Origin of the sequence: Polymorphum gilvum SL003B-26A1, assembly GCF_000192745.1 — a bacterium.
In the GTDB taxonomy this organism is placed as follows: domain Bacteria; phylum Pseudomonadota; class Alphaproteobacteria; order Rhizobiales; family Stappiaceae; genus Polymorphum; species Polymorphum gilvum.
Genome location: NC_015259.1, coordinates 2875638 through 2891284 on the forward strand (window position 1 = coordinate 2875638; position 15647 = coordinate 2891284).

At 67.2% G+C, this 15647-nt stretch carries 18 protein-coding genes; 12 read left to right on the top strand and 6 right to left on the bottom strand.

What is annotated here, in order from left to right:
* Positions 1 to 82 precede the first annotated feature (82 nt).
* On the top strand, positions 83 to 1027 hold the full coding sequence (locus SL003B_RS13555) for an MBL fold metallo-hydrolase (protein ID WP_013653426.1): 945 nt from the start codon (positions 83 to 85) through the stop codon (positions 1025 to 1027).
* Positions 1028 to 1049: 22 nt separating this feature from the next.
* Here SL003B_RS13555 and SL003B_RS13560 read toward each other — a convergent pair whose 3' ends face one another.
* From SL003B_RS13560 to SL003B_RS13570, 3 genes are all read right to left on the bottom strand, one after another.
* Positions 1050 to 2153 carry a YeeE/YedE family protein gene (locus SL003B_RS13560; RefSeq protein ID WP_013653427.1) on the bottom strand — a complete coding sequence of 368 codons (1104 nt, stop codon included), beginning with the start codon at positions 2151 to 2153 and terminating at the stop codon, positions 1050 to 1052.
* A gap of 120 nt (positions 2154 to 2273) precedes the next feature.
* Entirely contained in the window at positions 2274 to 2624 is a 351-nt protein-coding gene (locus tag SL003B_RS13565) for an ArsR/SmtB family transcription factor (RefSeq protein ID WP_013653428.1), read from the bottom strand.
* Between the two features lie 112 nt (positions 2625 to 2736).
* Positions 2737 to 3090, bottom strand: coding sequence for a thioredoxin domain-containing protein (locus SL003B_RS13570; RefSeq protein WP_041375541.1), 354 nt, complete (start codon positions 3088 to 3090; stop codon positions 2737 to 2739).
* Positions 3091 to 3243: 153 nt separating this feature from the next.
* On the opposite strand from SL003B_RS13570, the gene SL003B_RS13575 reads away from it, so the two are divergent.
* From SL003B_RS13575 to SL003B_RS13625, 11 genes are all read left to right on the top strand, one after another.
* Positions 3244 to 3978 carry a cytochrome c biogenesis CcdA family protein gene (locus SL003B_RS13575; protein ID WP_013653430.1) on the top strand — a complete coding sequence of 245 codons (735 nt, stop codon included), beginning with the start codon at positions 3244 to 3246 and terminating at the stop codon, positions 3976 to 3978.
* A gap of 29 nt (positions 3979 to 4007) precedes the next feature.
* Positions 4008 to 4610: a SoxW family protein gene (locus tag SL003B_RS13580; protein ID WP_013653431.1), complete on the top strand. Its 603-nt coding sequence runs from the start codon at positions 4008 to 4010 to the stop codon at positions 4608 to 4610.
* Positions 4611 to 4884: 274 nt separating this feature from the next.
* Entirely contained in the window at positions 4885 to 5334 is a 450-nt protein-coding gene (gene soxY / locus SL003B_RS13585; protein WP_013653432.1) for a thiosulfate oxidation carrier protein SoxY, read from the top strand.
* Between the two features lie 19 nt (positions 5335 to 5353).
* A complete protein-coding gene (soxZ, locus tag SL003B_RS13590) occupies positions 5354 to 5680 on the top strand; it encodes a thiosulfate oxidation carrier complex protein SoxZ (RefSeq protein ID WP_013653433.1) in 327 nt (108 codons plus the stop codon).
* A gap of 112 nt (positions 5681 to 5792) precedes the next feature.
* Positions 5793 to 6617, top strand: coding sequence for a sulfur oxidation c-type cytochrome SoxA (gene soxA, locus SL003B_RS13595; RefSeq protein ID WP_013653434.1), 825 nt, complete (start codon positions 5793 to 5795; stop codon positions 6615 to 6617).
* A 14-nt stretch (positions 6618 to 6631) separates the two neighbouring features.
* On the top strand, positions 6632 to 7243 hold the full coding sequence (soxX, locus tag SL003B_RS13600; protein WP_013653435.1) for a sulfur oxidation c-type cytochrome SoxX: 612 nt from the start codon (positions 6632 to 6634) through the stop codon (positions 7241 to 7243).
* Between the two features lie 151 nt (positions 7244 to 7394).
* Complete coding sequence (gene soxB / locus SL003B_RS13605; protein WP_013653436.1) at positions 7395 to 9086, top strand: thiosulfohydrolase SoxB; 1692 nt, start codon at positions 7395 to 7397, stop codon at positions 9084 to 9086.
* A 61-nt stretch (positions 9087 to 9147) separates the two neighbouring features.
* Positions 9148 to 10434, top strand: a complete 1287-nt coding sequence (gene soxC, locus SL003B_RS13610) for a sulfite dehydrogenase (protein WP_013653437.1) — start codon at positions 9148 to 9150, stop codon at positions 10432 to 10434.
* On the top strand, positions 10418 to 11125 hold the full coding sequence (locus tag SL003B_RS13615) for a c-type cytochrome (protein ID WP_013653438.1): 708 nt from the start codon (positions 10418 to 10420) through the stop codon (positions 11123 to 11125). Before soxC ends, SL003B_RS13615 begins: the two co-directional genes overlap by 17 nt.
* Before the next feature lie 41 nt (positions 11126 to 11166).
* The gene (locus SL003B_RS13620; protein ID WP_013653439.1) at positions 11167 to 11916 is read left to right on the top strand and encodes a c-type cytochrome; all 750 of its coding nucleotides are present in this window, start codon (positions 11167 to 11169) and stop codon (positions 11914 to 11916) included.
* A 23-nt stretch (positions 11917 to 11939) separates the two neighbouring features.
* Positions 11940 to 13211, top strand: coding sequence for an NAD(P)/FAD-dependent oxidoreductase (locus SL003B_RS13625; RefSeq protein WP_013653440.1), 1272 nt, complete (start codon positions 11940 to 11942; stop codon positions 13209 to 13211).
* 267 nt (positions 13212 to 13478) lie between these two features.
* Here SL003B_RS13625 and SL003B_RS13630 read toward each other — a convergent pair whose 3' ends face one another.
* The 3 genes from SL003B_RS13630 to SL003B_RS13640 are packed head-to-tail and all read right to left on the bottom strand — an operon-like array spanning position 13479 to position 15599.
* Positions 13479 to 13889, bottom strand: coding sequence for a Fur family transcriptional regulator (locus SL003B_RS13630; protein WP_013653441.1), 411 nt, complete (start codon positions 13887 to 13889; stop codon positions 13479 to 13481).
* Positions 13886 to 14731 carry a metal ABC transporter permease gene (locus SL003B_RS13635; RefSeq protein WP_013653442.1) on the bottom strand — a complete coding sequence of 282 codons (846 nt, stop codon included), beginning with the start codon at positions 14729 to 14731 and terminating at the stop codon, positions 13886 to 13888. The genes SL003B_RS13630 and SL003B_RS13635 overlap by 4 nt, the downstream gene beginning before the upstream one ends.
* Positions 14724 to 15599: an ATP-binding cassette domain-containing protein gene (locus tag SL003B_RS13640; RefSeq protein ID WP_013653443.1), complete on the bottom strand. Its 876-nt coding sequence runs from the start codon at positions 15597 to 15599 to the stop codon at positions 14724 to 14726. The genes SL003B_RS13635 and SL003B_RS13640 overlap by 8 nt, the downstream gene beginning before the upstream one ends.
* Positions 15600 to 15647 lie beyond the last annotated feature (48 nt).

The following is a 15647-nucleotide window of genomic DNA, read 5'->3' on the forward strand; positions in this document are numbered from 1 at the left end:
GGCGCCCGAGCCCCCGGCGACGCATTGACGTCGGTCAAAAGCGACGCCATAAATTCAAAAAAACGCATATGTGGTGGATGCCATGCGCCCAGAAGACCTGCTCCCGCTGACCAGACGCCGGTTCATGCTCGCCGCCAGCGCCCTCGGCGCCGGCGCGCTGGCGGGCCTGGCACCGCGCATCGCGCTGGCGATGCCGACGCTGACGCTCGGCGAGGCGCGCCTCGACGTGCTGTCCGACGGCGGCCTCGTGCTGCCGCTCGCCTTCGTCCTGCCCGAGCAGAGCGCCGAAGAGATCGCGGCGCTGTTCGCCCCGCACGGGATGGCGACCGATGCGCTGAGGCCCGACTGCAACATCACGCTGCTGCGTACGGGCGACCGAGTGGTTCTGTTCGACGCCGGCGCGGGCGCGAACTTCCAGCCGACGGCAGGCAAGCTGACGGCCAACCTGGAGGCGGCGGGCATCGATCCGGCCGAAATCACCGACGTGGTGTTCACCCACGGCCATCCGGACCACCTGTGGGGCGTGCTCGACGACTTCGACGAGCCGGTGTTCGGCGAGGCGCGCTACTGGGTGCCGGAGGCCGAATGGAACTACTGGCGCGCCGAGGGCACGCTCGACAGCACACCGGAGGAGCGCAAGAGCTTCGTCGTCGGGGCGCAGGCCCGCCTTGCGGCCATCGAGGAGCGGGTGACCGCGGTCAGGCCGGGGGCGGAGGTGCTGCCGGGCGTGGAGGCGGTCGCCACCAACGGCCACACGCCCGGGCACATGTCCTACATGCTGCACGGCGGCGGCGAGAGCGTGCTGGTGGTGGGCGACGCCATCTCCAACCTGGTGATCTCGTTCGAGCGGCCGGACTGGCATTCGGGCACCGATCACGACCGAGTGGCGGGCGCGGCAACGCGGCGGGCGCTGCTCGATCGGTTGGTTGCCGACAAGGCGCGCATGATCGGCTTCCACCTGCCCTACCCGGGCCTCGGTGCGGTAGAGGCGGCGGGCGCCGGCTACCGCTTCGTCGCGATGGGTTGACGGCGGCTTCGCCGAGGGACGCCTACTCCGCGGCCGTCGGCGCAGAGCCCTGGTTGCGCTGGAAGGCGGCGCGCAGCGAGCCCTCGAACAGCCAGGCGAGACCGAGGCGGGCGCCGAAGGCGATCGAGACGAGCACGATCGGCGCGGACACGGCCATGGTCGAGAAGGCCGACACGCCCTGCCCGATGGTGCAGCCCATGGCGAACACGCCGCCCACGCCCATCAGCGTGGCGCCGAACAAGTGGCGGCCGAGTTCGCGGGCGTCGTCGCAGGCCTCCCAGCGCATATCGCGCCGGCGCCAGGCGCCGAGGACGGCGCCCAGGAACGTGCCGAGCACCAGCCCGACGCCATAGTCGGGGATGGTGCCGGTGAAGGTGACGATCTGCAGAAGGGTGTCGCCGACCGGCACCACGAAGGACCCGGCCTCGATCTGGACCGGATCGAACGAGCGCTCGGCGAGGAAACTGGTGGCGAAGAACCCGAAGGCGATGACAAGGCCGATGACCACGCCGGTGACGATGGCGCCGCTGTTGCGACGATAGGTGCGGCTGGAGAAGATCCAGGCCAGCAGGGCGAGCGCCATGGCGCCGGCAACGGCCATGCGCAGGTCCATGCCGGCCAGTGCGGAGACGAGGCTGCCGATCGACTGGTCGCCGGCAAAGGACAGGTCGAGCGCCAGGTTGTCGACAATATGGATACGCAGTTGGGCGACGAGGCCGCGCTGGGCGGCGAGCGCCGACAGGCCGAGCACGACCAGCACGACCAGCGCGCGCAGGCTGCCGCCGCCGAGCCGCACCAGGGCGCCGAAGCCGCAGGTGCCGACGAAGGCCATGCCGATGCCGAACAGGATGCCGCCGAGAATTGCCCCGGACGGACTGAACCGCTCGGAGAGATAGAACGATTCCGACAGGTCGACGAGACCGAACATGGCCATAAGCTGCACGGCGACGAGCGCCGAAGCGGCGGCCAGACCCCAGGTGCGCAGGCCGGTGGAATCGCCAGCGTACCAGAACCGCTCGAGCGCGGAGAGCGTGCAGAAATGTCCGGTGCGGGCGGCGAAGCCAAGCACCACCCCGGCGCAAATGCCGAGAACGGGCACGAGGCCGGTCAGGTCCGCAGTCTCCATGGGCTCTCCCTTCTCACCGCGCTGCGGCGGTTTGGAGGGAAGCTTATCAATCAGAGCCGCGGCCGGCAACGCGAGGCCATGCCGCGGCGCACCCTGCGCCCCGTCCGGCGATCGCCGGCGTCAATCCTGCGGCTCGCGAACTTCCCTGCAGAACAGGTTGTAGAGGGCGCCGATGATCGAGCGAACCTCGTCGTCGACCAGGCTGTAGTAGATCATGCGGCCGTCGCGGCGCGAGGTGACGAGGCCTTCCATGCGCAGACGGGCAAGCTGCTGGGACACAGCCGCCTGCGGCATGGTCAGGATCTCCTCCAGTTCGGACACCGACTTCTCGCCTTCAGACAGCAGGCACAGCATCAGCAACCGCACCTCGTGGGACAGCGCCTTGAGGAGATCGCTGGCCTTGCGCGCCTGTTCGACGAGCGCTTCGAACTCGCTCGGATCGGTCGTGGGCTTGAGGACTGGCAGGATCATGGTCAAGGGACTCTTCGTCGTCTCGTGTTCGAATGTTGCGCTATTTCAAATCTCGCACTGGAACTCGCAGGCCTCAAGCTTTCCTGACCTTGAGGTTCAGCAATGAGCCGCGTCAGTTCGTCGCCTTTTCCAGCTTGCCGAGCATTTCCGCCAGCAAAGGCCAGAAGAAATGAGCCCCCGGATAGCCGCGCAGCCTAGCCAGTTCGACGCCGTTCTCCACCAGGACGAAGGTCGGGGTCAAGCGCTCGCGGGCGATGTCGTCGAGATCCTCAGGCCAGGGCCCGGTGATGTCGACCGCCCGCAGGGGGGCAACCTGCCCCTCCGGCGTGTTCGGATAGGCGGCGCCGACCTCCTCGTGCCAGCGCGCGCACCAGACGCAGCCGGGCTGCTCGAGCATGACCAGTTCGGCCGCCTGGAGCGGGCCGGCCATCAGCGCCAAGGCCAACAGGGAGACCAGGATTCGCACGTTCTTTCCTCGCGTTTTGCTCGCGACCGCCTGCTTCGAACCCGCATCCGGCCGTCGGTCCGAAGTCTGCTGTTGCCACACATAGCAAATTTCGCATATTTTGACAATCGGAACGGATGCCGCAGGAGGGCTGCGTCCGCCGCGGGAGGATCCATGCTCGACGTCTCTTTCGGCGCCGCCTTTCTGGCCGGTCTGCTGTCCTTCATTTCCCCCTGCGTGCTGCCGATCGTGCCGCCCTACCTGTGCTACCTGGCGGGAGTGAGCGTCGACCAGTTCAAGGGCGACACGGTCGAGCCGGGCACCGGACGGCGCGTGCTCCTGTCGGCAATCGCCTTCGTGCTCGGCTTCTCGGCCGTATTCGTCGGTCTCGGCGCGACCGCGAGCGTGATCGGCCAGTCGATCGCGCGCTACTTCGATACGCTGGCGATCGTCGCCGGGATCATCATCATCGTCATGGGCCTGCATTTCCTCGGCGTTTTCCGCATCGCGCTGCTGTTCCGCGAGGCGCGCGTGCATGTCGACCGGCAGCCGGCGGGCCTTGCAGGCGCCTTCGTCATGGGACTCGCCTTCGCTTTCGGCTGGACCCCTTGCGTCGGGCCCGTGCTGGCGGCGATCCTGTTCGTCGCCGGCTCGACCGATACGGTCCTGCGCGGCAGCCTGCTGCTGGCGACCTATTCGCTCGGCATCGGCCTGCCGTTCATCCTGGCAGCCGCCTTCGCCAGCCGGTTCCTGAGTTGGGCGGCGCGCTTCCGCCGCCACATGGGTACGGTGGAGAAGGCGATGGGCGCGCTGCTGGTGCTGACCGGCGTCCTGTTCGTCACCGGCCAGATGTCGGCGATCGCCTACTGGCTGCTGGAAACCTTTCCGATCTTTTCGCAGATCGGATGAGCACGACACACCATCTGAGGGAGGATTGCATGTTCAAGACGCTCTGCACGGTCCTGCTGGCCCTTCTCATCGCCGTACCGGCCCTCATCGCCGCGCCGGCCGGAGCGGCGACCGTCGGCGAGGACGGACTGCACAAGCAGGACTGGTTCGCCATCACCTTCCGCGACCTGCATGAGGACATCGCCGCGGCCAGGGCAGCCGGCAAGCGGCTGGCCATCGTGTTCGAACAGCGCGGCTGCATCTACTGCCGCAAGATGCACGAGGAGTTGCTGTCGGATCCGGAAGTGGCCGACTTCATCAAGGCGCATTTCATGGTGGTCCAGTACAACATGTTCGGCGACGAGGAGGTCGTTGACCTGGACGGCGAGCAGCTCACGGAGAAGACCGCGGCACGCAAGTGGGGCTTCGTCTTCACACCGACGATCCTGTTCCTGCCGGAAGAGGCGCCCGACGGCGTCAGCGCGGCCCAGGCGGCGGTTGCCGTGATGCCGGGTGCGTTCGGCAAGTGGACGTTCCTGAACATGTTCCGCTGGGTGCACGAGGAGGGCTACGCGGGCGAGGAACACTTCCAGAAATATCACGCCCGAATCATCGAGGAACTGCGCGCAGCCGGCCGCCTGAGCGGAGAATGATAACATAATCAATAACTTATGCCATCACCGAAAAGACGTATTGGCAAAACATTCAAAAAATTATATTTGTGCATACGTGACTAGGTCCGAGGAGGAGACCATGCGGCCGAAGGCCCGCAGGACCAGCCCCAGAGGGAGGAGGAAGACCAGCAGATGACCCGGAGCCTGCGAACAGCCGCATGGCGCTCATGACCGCGACGGCCGGCGCCGCCACTGCGGCGACGGTGCGGCAGGCTCTTCACTCAAGCGCCGCTCTCAAACCAGGAGGAAGGGAATGACCCTGACCAGACGTGAAGCGCTCGCCCTCACCGCAGGGGCGGCGGCGTTCCTGGCCACCGCGAGCCGAATGGCTTTCGCGAGTGCCGAGGACGCCGAAAAGGCCATTTCGGAATTCACCGGCGGCGCTGCGCCGCAAAGCGGAAAGATCACCCTCACCGCACCGGAAATCGCCGAAAACGGCAACTCGGTTCCGATCTCGGTGTCCGTCGACAGCCCGATGACCGCCGACGATCATGTCGCATCGGTTCTGGTGCTGGCCGAGGGCAACCCGAACCCGGATGTCGCCACCTTCCACTTCACCGCCCTGAGCGGCATGGCGACCGCAACCACCCGCATCCGTCTCGCCCGGACGCAGAACGTCATCGCCGTTGCCAAGATGAGCGACGGAAGCACCTACATCGACCGGAAAGAAGTCAAGGTCACCATCGGCGGCTGCGGCGGCTGAGGCAGGCAAGGAGATACCCATGGCAGACCCGAAACCGCGCATCAAGGTGCCGAAAACCGCCAGCAAGGGCGAAGTCGTCACGATCAAGACGCTGATCAGCCACCCGATGGAATCCGGCCAGCGCAAGGACAGCGCCGGCAACGTGATCCCGCGCGAGATCATCAACAAGTTCACCTGCGAGTTCAACGGCCAGCCCGTGTTCGGCTGCGATCTAGACCCGGCCATCTCGGCGAACCCGTACATGGAGTTCACGGCCAAGGTGGAGGAAAGCGGCACGTTCACGTTCAGCTGGACGGACGACCTCGGCAAGGTCATCACGACGGAAGAAAAGATCGAGGTGTCCTGACGCAGACCGCCCGTCTGCCCCTGTGGACGGCGGGGGGAACCATGTAAGTGGCCTGGCCTCGACCCGGCGCGACGCACTCGCCCGGCGCGGCAGGTCAAGCTGGGAGGATTACATGACTCAATGCAGACCATCGCACCCGAAGCGGCTGGGGGCCGTCGCGGGTGCGCTCGCCCTGATTGCGGCGGCGACGACCGGCAGCGGTGCCGACGAGCTCGAAGAATACAAGCGGATGCTTGCCGACCCGTTCGCCAACCCCGGCTGGCTCTACGCCGACGAGGGCGAAGCGCTCTGGAACACGCCGTCGGGGCCGAAGAACGCCACGCTGGAGCAGTGCGACCTCGGCCTGGGCGCCGGCGTCGTGGAGGGAGCCTATGCGCAATTGCCGCGCTATTTCGCGGACGTCGACCGCGTCATGGACGTGGAGACGCGCATCGCCTGGTGCCGCGAGGAACTGCAGGGCATCCCGTTCGCCGAGACCGCCAAGTCGGCCTTTTCCAAGCGTGGCGCCAAGTCGCAGATGGAGCAGCTCGTGGTCTATGTCGCCTCCAAGTCGGAGGGGATGCCGATCACGGTGCCGATGACCCACGAGAAGGAGCAGGAGGCGCTGGCCCTCGGCGAGGCGCTGTTCTACCGCCGCTCGTCGGTCCTCGACTATTCCTGCTCGACCTGTCACAGCATCGACGGCGCGCGCATCCGCCTGCAGGACCTGCCGAACCTGACCGATCACGAGGGCGCGGCAAGCGCCATGACCTCCTGGCCGACCTACCGGGTCAGCCACGAGAGCGTGCGCACCATGCAGCATCGCATGTGGGACTGCTACTGGCAGATGCGCATGCCGGACGTCGCCTACGGGTCCGACGTCACGGTCGCGCTGATCGCGTACATGACCAAGGTCGCCGAAGGGGCCGAAATGGCCTCGCCGGGCCTGAAGCGCTGAGGGGGAGCAGAGCGATGAAAAGCATGTGGAAACTCGCGCTGCCGGTGCTTCTGGCGGTCGTCGCCGTGCCGGCGCAGGCGCAGGACATGGATCCGGCCAAGGTCGAGGAGGCGGTCGCAGCCGCATTCAAGGACCTGCCGCCGGACCTGCAGAAGCGGGTCGACATGGACGAGACGCAGGCGGCCTGTTCCATCCACCGGGACAATCCGCCGAGCGACGTCGCGGATGCGATCCTGGCGCGCGAGCAGGCGAACATCGTCTATCCTGCCGACGGCGTCCTGATGGGCGACTGGCAGGTCGCCATGAAGGAGGCCAACAATGGCTACGGCTGGCGCATGCGTGACGATCCGAACAGGGTCATCGGCGGCAACTGCTACGCCTGTCACCAGTTGGCCCCGTCCGAAGTCGCCTACGGCAACCTCGGGCCGAGCCTGACCGGCTATGGCAAGGGCGTCGAGGTCGACGACGCGCTGATCAAGGCGACCTACGACAAGATCTACAGTTCCCAGTCGGTGCTGCCCTGCTCGCAGATGCCCCGGTTCGGCGCGACCGGCTTCCTGACGCCGGAACAGATCCGCGACTATGTCGCCATGCTGCTCCATCCGGACAGCCCGGTGAACAAGTAGAAACGTCCGGGTTCGCCAGCGCGGACCCGGACGGACCCCGCGTCCGGACGACGGACCTACCGTCGCCGGCCGCGGCAAACACAAGACAATCCAACGGAATACGACGGTCCGTTTCGGACCGCATGGTCTCATTTTGTCCGGAGAGGCACCGATGTTCTCACGCCGCGAATTCCTGATGGCCGCTGTGGCCGCCTCCGCGATCGCCGGTCCGTCTTTCGCCGGCCGCTGGTCGCGGGCGGCCGCGCAGCAGAGCCTGACCGAAGACGGACTGCTGGGGATGGATCCGGTCGGCACCGTCACGCTGGTGCACATCACGGACATTCACGCGCAGCTCAAGCCGCTGTATTTCCGCGAGCCGTCGATCAACCTGGGCGTCGGCGAGGTCGCCGGGCTGCCGCCGCACGTGACCGGCGCCGACTTCCTCAAGCTCTACAACATCCAGCCGGGAACGCCCGAGGCCTATGCGCTGACCAGCGAGGACTTCGTCGCGCTGGCCGGGACCTACGGCAAGATGGGCGGCCTCGACCGGGTGGCGACGATCGTCAAGCGCATCCGCGCCGAACGCGGCGACGGCGTGCTGCTGCTGGACGGCGGCGACACCTGGCAGGGCAGCTACACGGCGCAGCAGACCCTCGGCGAGGACATGATCACGGTCATGAACCTGCTCCAGCCGGACGCCATGACCGGCCACTGGGAGTTCACCTACGGCGAGGAGCGGGTCAAGGAAGCCATCGAGTCCCTGCCCTTCGCCTTCCTCGGCTCCAACATCTACGACGCGGAATGGGACGAACCGGCCTTCGAGGCCTGGAAGATGTTCGAGCGCGGCGGCGTCAAGATCGCCGTCATCGGCCAGGCGTTCCCCTACACGCCGATCGCCAACCCGCGCTGGATGATGCCCGGCTGGTCGTTCGGCATCCGCGAGGAGGACATCGCCAAGCACGTCACCGAAGCCCGCGACGAGGGTGCCGAGGTGGTCGTTCTGCTGTCGCACAACGGTTTCGATGTCGACCGCAAGCTCGCCTCGCGCGTGCCGGGCATCGACGTGATCCTGACCGGCCACACCCACGACGCCCTGCCCGAACCGGTGATCGTCGGCAGCACGCTGGTGATCGCCTCGGGCTCGAACGGCAAGTTCGTGTCGCGCATCGATCTAGACGTGCGCGAAGGCAAGGTGCAGGGCTACGGCTACCGGCTGATCCCGGTGTTCTCCGACGTGATCACGCCGGACGCCGAAATGGCGGCGCTGATCGACCAGGTGCGGGCGCCCTACGCGGCCGAGCTTGCCCGCGAGATCGGCACTACGCAGTCATTGCTCTACCGGCGCGGCAACTTCAACGGCACGTTCGACGACCTGATCTGCCAGGCGCTGCTGTCCGAGCGCGACGCCCAGATCGCGCTGTCGCCCGGCTTCCGCTGGGGCACGTCGCTGCTGCCGGGCCAGGCGATCACGGTCGAGGATCTGCACAACGCCTGCGCCATGACCTATCCGGCAGCCTATCGCAACGCGATGTCGGGTCAGATGCTGAAGGACATCCTGGAGGACGTCGCCGACAACCTGTTCAACCCCGATCCCTATTACCAGCAGGGCGGCGACATGGTCCGCGTCGGCGGCATGGGCTACACGATCGATCCCTCCAAGGCCATCGGCGAGCGCATCTCCGGGATGACGCTGCTGGCCACCGGCGAGGCGATCGATCCGGCCAAGGACTACACGGTCGCGGGCTGGGCCTCGGTCAACGAGGGCACCGAGGGTCCCGCGATCTGGGACGTCGTTGAGAACCACCTGAAGAGCAATCCTGTCGTCGAGCTGACCGAGAACACCTCGGTCAGGGTCATCGGCTGAGGCCGCCGGCAGACGCGAGACGAGACATGCAGATGATCAATCCCAGAACCAGGGGAAGAGGATGAGCAACACCAAGGTTTCGGGTACCTCCCCGATCAACCGGCGGACGCTTCTGAAAGCCGGTCTCGCCACGGGCACCGCCGCGGTCGCGGGCGGCGCCCTCACCGGCACGGCGCGCGCCGACGGCGATCCGCTGATCACCGAGATCCAGGACTGGAACCGCTACCTGGGCGACGGCGTTCAGGCGCGGCCCTACGGCGTGCCGTCCGAATTCGAGGCGCATGTCGTGCGCCGAGACGTGGAATGGCTGACCGCCTCGACCGAAAGCTCGGTCAACTTCACGCCGCTGCACGAGCTGGAAGGCATCATCACGCCGAACGGCCTGTGCTTCGAGCGCCATCACGGCGGCATCGCCGAGATCGACCCGGCCAACCACCGGCTGATGATCAACGGCCTGGTCGACAAGCAGCTCGTGTTCACCATGGAGGACCTCAAGCGCTTCCCGCGCGAGAACAGGGTCTACTTCCTGGAATGCGCGGCGAACTCGGGCATGGAGTGGCGCGGCGCGCAGCTCAACGGCTGCCAGTACACCCACGGCATGATCCACTGCGTCGTCTATACCGGCGTGCCGCTGAAGTACCTCCTGCAGGAAGCCGGCGTGAAGACCAACGGCAAGTGGATCCTGCCCGAGGGCGCGGATGCAGCGGCGATGACCCGCTCCGTGCCGATCGAGAAGGCCCTCGACGACTGCCTGGTGGCGTTCAAGATGAACGGCGAGGCGCTGCGTCCGGAACAGGGCTACCCGCTGCGTCTGGTCGTGCCGGGCTGGGAAGGCAACATGTGGGTCAAGTGGCTGCGCCGCATCGAAGTCGGCGACGAGCCCTGGCATCACCGCGAGGAGACGTCGAAGTACACCGACCTGCTCGCCAACGGCAAGTCGCGCCGATTCACCTGGGTGATGGACGTCAAGTCGGTGATCACCAACCCGAGCCCGCAGGCGCCGGTCACCCACGGCAAGGGACCGCTGGTCATCTCCGGCGTCGCCTGGTCCGGCAACGGGCGGGTGACCCGCGTCGACGTCTCGATCGACGGCGGCCGCAACTGGCACACGGCGCGCATCGACGGGCCGAGCCTGCCGAAGGCCATGCACCGCTTCTATCTCGACATCGACTGGGACGGTTCGGACCTGCTGCTGCAGTCGCGCGCCATCGACGAGATGGGCTACGTGCAGCCGACGAAGGAGGAACTGCGCGTGTCGCGCGGCGAGAACTCCATCTACCACAACAACGGTATCCAGACCTGGCATGTCAAAACGGATGGGACGGTTGAAAATGTCGAAATTTCTTAAGCGCCTGACCGTTGCGGCCCAGGCAGCGGCGCTGACCGGCGCCTTCGCCCTGCCCGCCCTCGCCGCCTCCAGCGTGCGCACCGACGGGCCGTTCGGCCTGGGCCGCGAAGCGACACCGGCGGAGGTCGCCGCCTGGGACATCGATATCCGCCCGGACGGGCTCGGCCTGCCGGTCGGCTCCGGCACGGTGGCGGAGGGCGAGGTCCTCTATACGGACAACTGCGCCGTCTGCCATGGCGATTTCGGCGAGGGCGTCGGCCGCTGGCCTGTGCTCGCCGGCGGTCAGGACAGCCTGACCGACGAGCGGCCGGAAAAGACCATCGGCTCGTTCTGGCCCTATCTGTCGACCGTCTACGACTACGTGCGTCGAGCCATGCCCTACGGCAACGCGCGTTCGCTCAGCGACGACGATGTCTATGCCATCACGGCCTACCTGCTGTATCTCAACGACGTCGTCACCGACGAGGAGTTCGAGTTGTCGGACAAGAACTTCGTTGAAATCAGGCTGCCGAACGAAGACAATTTCATCCCGGACGACCGCTACGACGAACCGCATTACGCCAACAAGGCCGAGCCCTGCATGACGGACTGCAAGGCCGGCGTGGCAGAGGTGGTCATGCGGGCGCGCATCCTGGACGTCACGCCCGGATCCGCGGACGACGACGGCGCCGGTGCGGGAGCGGTCGACTGACCGCTGGCCGGGTTCTCTTCACCGATCGTTGGGAGGCGATCATGAGAAACCTCGCGGCAGGCGCGGCTGCGCGACGCCATGCACGACGCAGCTCGCTGCGGCCGGGGCCGATCGCCGCCATCCTCACGCTGCTCAGCGCCTCGCCGGTCCTTGCCGGCGAGGCGGATGCCGCACGCGGCGAAACCCTCTACAAGGCCTGCAAGACCTGCCACCAGATCGGCGACGGCGCCCGCAACGGCGTCGGCCCGCATCTCGACGCGCTGTTCGGGCGCGTCGCCGGCTCGCTCGACGGCTTCAAATATTCCAGCGCGATGAAGGCCAAGGGCGCGGCCGGCCTGGCCTGGGACGAGGCAACGCTCGACGCCTATCTGGCCAAGCCGCAGGCGCTCGTGCCCGGCACCCGCATGTCGTTCCGCGGCATGCAGGCGGAGCACGACCGAGCCGACCTGATCGCCTACCTGAAGGCTGCCTCGGCGGGCGAGCCGAGCGCCAACGGCGACAACCCGGCGCCCGCCCGACCCGAAATGGGAGCGGCGGCGATGGCACTCGCAGGCGATCCCGCCTATGGCGAATACCTGTCCAGCGAATGCGTCACCTGCCATCAGATCACTGGACGAGCGGACGGAATTCCCTCCATCATCGGCTGGCCGAAGGAGGCGTTCATCCGCGCGCTGTTCGAATACAAGACCAACGTGCGCTCGCACCAGGTCATGAAGAACATGACCGTCAATCTCGGCAACGAGGAGATCGCGGCGCTGGCCGCATATTTCGGCTCGATCGAGCCGAAGTAGACAACAGGGAGGAAGCGATGAGCATGCTAACACGTCGTACGTTCGGGCTGCTGGCGGGCGCCTCGGCCGCCACGCTGGCGATGCCCTACTACGCCCGCGCCCAGGGCGCACCCAGGGTGGTCGTCATCGGCGGCGGCGCCGGCGGCGCCACGGCCGCGCGCTACATCGCCAAGGATGCCGGCGACGCGATCAACGTGACCCTGATCGAGGCCAATCCGCAATACGTCACCTGCTTCTTCTCCAACCTCTACATCGGCGACTTCCGCAGCTTCGACTCGATCACGCACGGCTACGACACGCTGGCCTCCAACTACGGCATCACGGTCGTCAACGGCTATGCCCAGACGATCGACCGCGAGGCCAAGACGGTGGCCATGGCCGACGGCTCCAAGGTGCCCTACGACCGGCTCATCGTGGCGCCCGGCATCGACATGATCTGGGACAGCGTGCCCGGCTATTCTGAAGCGGCGGCCGAAAAGATGCCGCATGCCTGGAAGGCCGGCCCGCAGACGCAGCTGCTGAAGGCCAAGCTCGACGCGATCGAGAAGGGCCAGCAGATCGTCATGGTGGCTCCGCCCAACCCCTACCGCTGCCCGCCCGGACCCTACGAACGGATCTCCATGTTCGCCCACGTCCTCAAGGCCAAGGGCTTCACCGACAACAAGATCATCATCATCGACCCGAAGCAGACCTTCTCGAAGCAGGCCCTGTTCCAGGAAGGCTGGGAGAAGCACTATCCCGGCATGGTCGAATGGTACGGCCCGGACGTGCACGGCGGGCTGAAGAGCGTCGATCCGGACACGGGCGAGGTCGAGACCGACCTCGACACCTTCAAGGGTGCCCTGGTCAACGTCATTCCGGCCCAGAAGGCGGGCACGATCGCCGCTTCTGCCGGGCTGACCAACGAGGGCGGGTTCTGCCCGATCGACCCCTTCACGATGCGCTCCAAGGCGGACGAGACGATCTATGTCATCGGCGACGCCTCGATCGCCGGCGACATGCCGAAGTCGGCCTTCTCGGCCAACAGCCAGGCCAAGGTCGCGGCAATGGCGATCCGCGGCGAGCTGACCGGCTCCAAGGTGTTCCCGGCGCGCTACTCCAACACCTGCTGGAGCCTGATCGAGACCGACGACGGCGTGAAGGTCGGCGCCCAGTACGAGCCGAACGACGAGAAGATCGCCTCGACCTCGAGCTTCATCAGCCAGACCGGCGAGGATGCCGCGCTGCGCAAGACGACCTATGAGGAATCGATCGGCTGGTACTCCGGCATCACGGCGGACATCTTCGGCTCGTAGCACGGCCGGCAACACCGACAGCGAAGGCCCGGGCCCGTCCCGGGCCTTCAGCGTGTCGACACACCCGCAGCCTCTCCGCTGTCATTGCGGCCAAGCGGAGCGCGAGACGGAACCGGAGAGCCACGGTGTCGATGGTTTCAACAAAGGAGACCGACAGGACCCCGGCTCATCGATCCCGCATCTGCGCTTCGCTGCGTGCGGGATGACGCGTTTGGAGGGTCGTGAGCAGTCTGAAGGCCCGGGCCCGTCCCGGGGCGGAGACCGGTTTCAGGCAGCCTGGCAGGCGCGGCAGAGGCCGCGCAGCTCGATCGTCGTCTTGGCGAGAGCGAAGCCTTCCTGCTTCGCCCAGGCCTTGAGGTTGGCCGTGATCCTGTCGTCGGCGAACTCGATCACGCCGCCGCATTTTTCGCAGATGGCGAAAGCGATGGTCTCGTGTTCCTCGCAGTCGGGATGCCGGCAGGCAACGAAGGCGTTGAGGCTTTCCAGCCGGTGCACGAGGCCGAACTCGACCAGCTTGTCGAGCGCCCGGTAGACCTGCAGCGGCGCGCGGAAGCCGTCGTCGCGCAGGCGGTCGAGGATGGTGTAGGCGGTCAGCGGGCCGCCGGCGTCCGACAGGGCGCCATAGACGAGCGCCTGGTTCCGGGTCAGGTCGGAGCGGTGATGCGAGTGGGCGGTCACGGGCGGTCGGCTCCAGCTTCGGGACGGTCGGAACGGCGGCGCGCAGCCCACAGCGCCAGGCCCGCCAACGGCGTCAGGCTTACACCAAAAAGCCCCATCGCCGCCACCACGATGGACGGGCCCGAGGGCGTGTCGAACGCGAGCGACCCGTAGAGGCCGGCGCCGACGGCCGTGGCGCCGGCCAGGGCGGCCAGGGCAGCCATCTGTTCGGGCCCCGACGACAGGCGGCGGGCGGTGGCGGCGGGGATGATCAGCAGCGCGGTGATCAGCAGCACGCCGACGATCTTCATGGCGATGGCGATCACGCCGGCCATCAGCAGCATGAACACCAGGTTGGCGCGGCGCGGATTCATGCCCTCGGCCTCGGCCAGTTCGACGCTGACGGTGGCGGCGAACAGCGGCCGCCAGATCCAGGCGAGGACGCCGAGCACGGCCGCTCCGCCGAGGTAGATGACCGTGATGTCCAGGCGCGACACCGACAGGATGTCGCCGAACAGGAAGCCCATCAGGTCCATGCGCACCCAGGTCATGAAGGCAAGGCAGACGAGGCCGAGCGCCAGCGAGGAATGGGCGAGCAGGCCGAGCAGCGCGTCGGAGGACAGGGTGCCGCGCCGCTGCAGCACCAGCAGCAGCAGCGAGACCAGGGCGCAGACGACGAAGACGGCAAAGGTGATGTCGACCTGCAGCAGGAAGGCGAGCGCGACACCGAGCAGCGCGGCATGGGACAGGGTGTCGCCGAAATAGGCGAGGCGACGCCAGACGATGAAGCAGCCGAGCGGGCCGGCGACCAGGGCGACGCCGATGCCGGCGACCAGAGCGCGGGTGAAGAAGTCGTCAAGCATGGCCTGTCTCCGGCCGGGCCGGCCGGCCGTCGGCCTGGACGAGGCGATGGACATGGCCGTGACCGTGGTCGTGGTCGTGATAGCCGTCGCCCGGATGGCAGCTGTCGGTGACCGAGCCGTCGGCATGGCGCACGCGTCCGTCGGGCAGGTGCACGTGGTCGTGCTGGTGCTCGTAGACGGCGAGCGCACCGGCGGCGCGCGGACCGAACAGCTGGCGGTAGGCCGGGCTCTGCGCGACGCTGACCGGCGTGCCGCGGCAGCAGACGTGACCGTTCAGGCACACGACCTGGTCGGTCGCGGCCATGACCACGTGGAGGTCGTGGGAGATCATCAGGATGCCGCAGCCGAGCCGGTCGCGCAGGCGGGTGATCAGGTCGTAGAGCACGATCTCGCCGTTGAAGTCGACACCCTGGACCGGCTCGTCGAGCACCAGCAGGTCCGGCTTGCGGGCGATGGCGCGCGCCAGCAGGGCGCGCTGCATCTCGCCGCCCGACAGGTGGCGCAGTTCGGCGCGGGCGAGGTGGTCGATGCCGGTGCCGGCCAGCGCCTCGCAGCAGTCGGCTGCCGACAGCGGCCCGGTCAGGCGCATGAAGCGCTCGACGGTCAGCGGCAGGCTCCAGTCGACGGCGATCTTCTGCGGCACGTAGCCGACGCGCAGATCCGCAAGCCGCTCGGCATGGCCCTCATCGGGCCGCCAGATGCCGAGCGCCATGCGCGCCGTGGTCGACTTGCCGGAGCCGTTGGGCCCGATCAGGGTGACGATCTCGCCGCGCGTCACGGCAAGGTCGACGCCGCGCACGAGCCAGCGGCCGTCGCGGGAAATGCCGGCATTGGACAGCCGGACAAGCGTTGAGGACGCGTCGGTCAAGAAGGGCATCCGTTCGAAATAGGCACTTGCAGGGCTTTATGTCACACG

Excerpts from the sequence above, each read along its gene's own strand:
- SL003B_RS13555 (WP_013653426.1), top strand. The coding sequence starts at position 83 with ATGCGCCCAGAAGACCTGCTCCCGCTGACCAGACGCCGGTTCATGCTC.
- SL003B_RS13560 (WP_013653427.1), bottom strand. The coding sequence starts at position 2,153 with ATGGAGACTGCGGACCTGACCGGCCTCGTGCCCGTTCTCGGCATTTGC.
- SL003B_RS13565 (WP_013653428.1), bottom strand. The coding sequence starts at position 2,624 with ATGATCCTGCCAGTCCTCAAGCCCACGACCGATCCGAGCGAGTTCGAA.
- SL003B_RS13575 (WP_013653430.1), top strand. The coding sequence starts at position 3,244 with ATGCTCGACGTCTCTTTCGGCGCCGCCTTTCTGGCCGGTCTGCTGTCC.
- SL003B_RS13580 (WP_013653431.1), top strand. The coding sequence starts at position 4,008 with ATGTTCAAGACGCTCTGCACGGTCCTGCTGGCCCTTCTCATCGCCGTA.
- soxY (WP_013653432.1), top strand. The coding sequence starts at position 4,885 with ATGACCCTGACCAGACGTGAAGCGCTCGCCCTCACCGCAGGGGCGGCG.
- soxZ (WP_013653433.1), top strand. The coding sequence starts at position 5,354 with ATGGCAGACCCGAAACCGCGCATCAAGGTGCCGAAAACCGCCAGCAAG.
- soxA (WP_013653434.1), top strand. The coding sequence starts at position 5,793 with ATGACTCAATGCAGACCATCGCACCCGAAGCGGCTGGGGGCCGTCGCG.
- soxX (WP_013653435.1), top strand. The coding sequence starts at position 6,632 with ATGAAAAGCATGTGGAAACTCGCGCTGCCGGTGCTTCTGGCGGTCGTC.
- soxB (WP_013653436.1), top strand. The coding sequence starts at position 7,395 with ATGTTCTCACGCCGCGAATTCCTGATGGCCGCTGTGGCCGCCTCCGCG.
- soxC (WP_013653437.1), top strand. The coding sequence starts at position 9,148 with ATGAGCAACACCAAGGTTTCGGGTACCTCCCCGATCAACCGGCGGACG.
- SL003B_RS13615 (WP_013653438.1), top strand. The coding sequence starts at position 10,418 with ATGTCGAAATTTCTTAAGCGCCTGACCGTTGCGGCCCAGGCAGCGGCG.
- SL003B_RS13620 (WP_013653439.1), top strand. The coding sequence starts at position 11,167 with ATGAGAAACCTCGCGGCAGGCGCGGCTGCGCGACGCCATGCACGACGC.
- SL003B_RS13625 (WP_013653440.1), top strand. The coding sequence starts at position 11,940 with ATGCTAACACGTCGTACGTTCGGGCTGCTGGCGGGCGCCTCGGCCGCC.
- SL003B_RS13635 (WP_013653442.1), bottom strand. The coding sequence starts at position 14,731 with ATGCTTGACGACTTCTTCACCCGCGCTCTGGTCGCCGGCATCGGCGTC.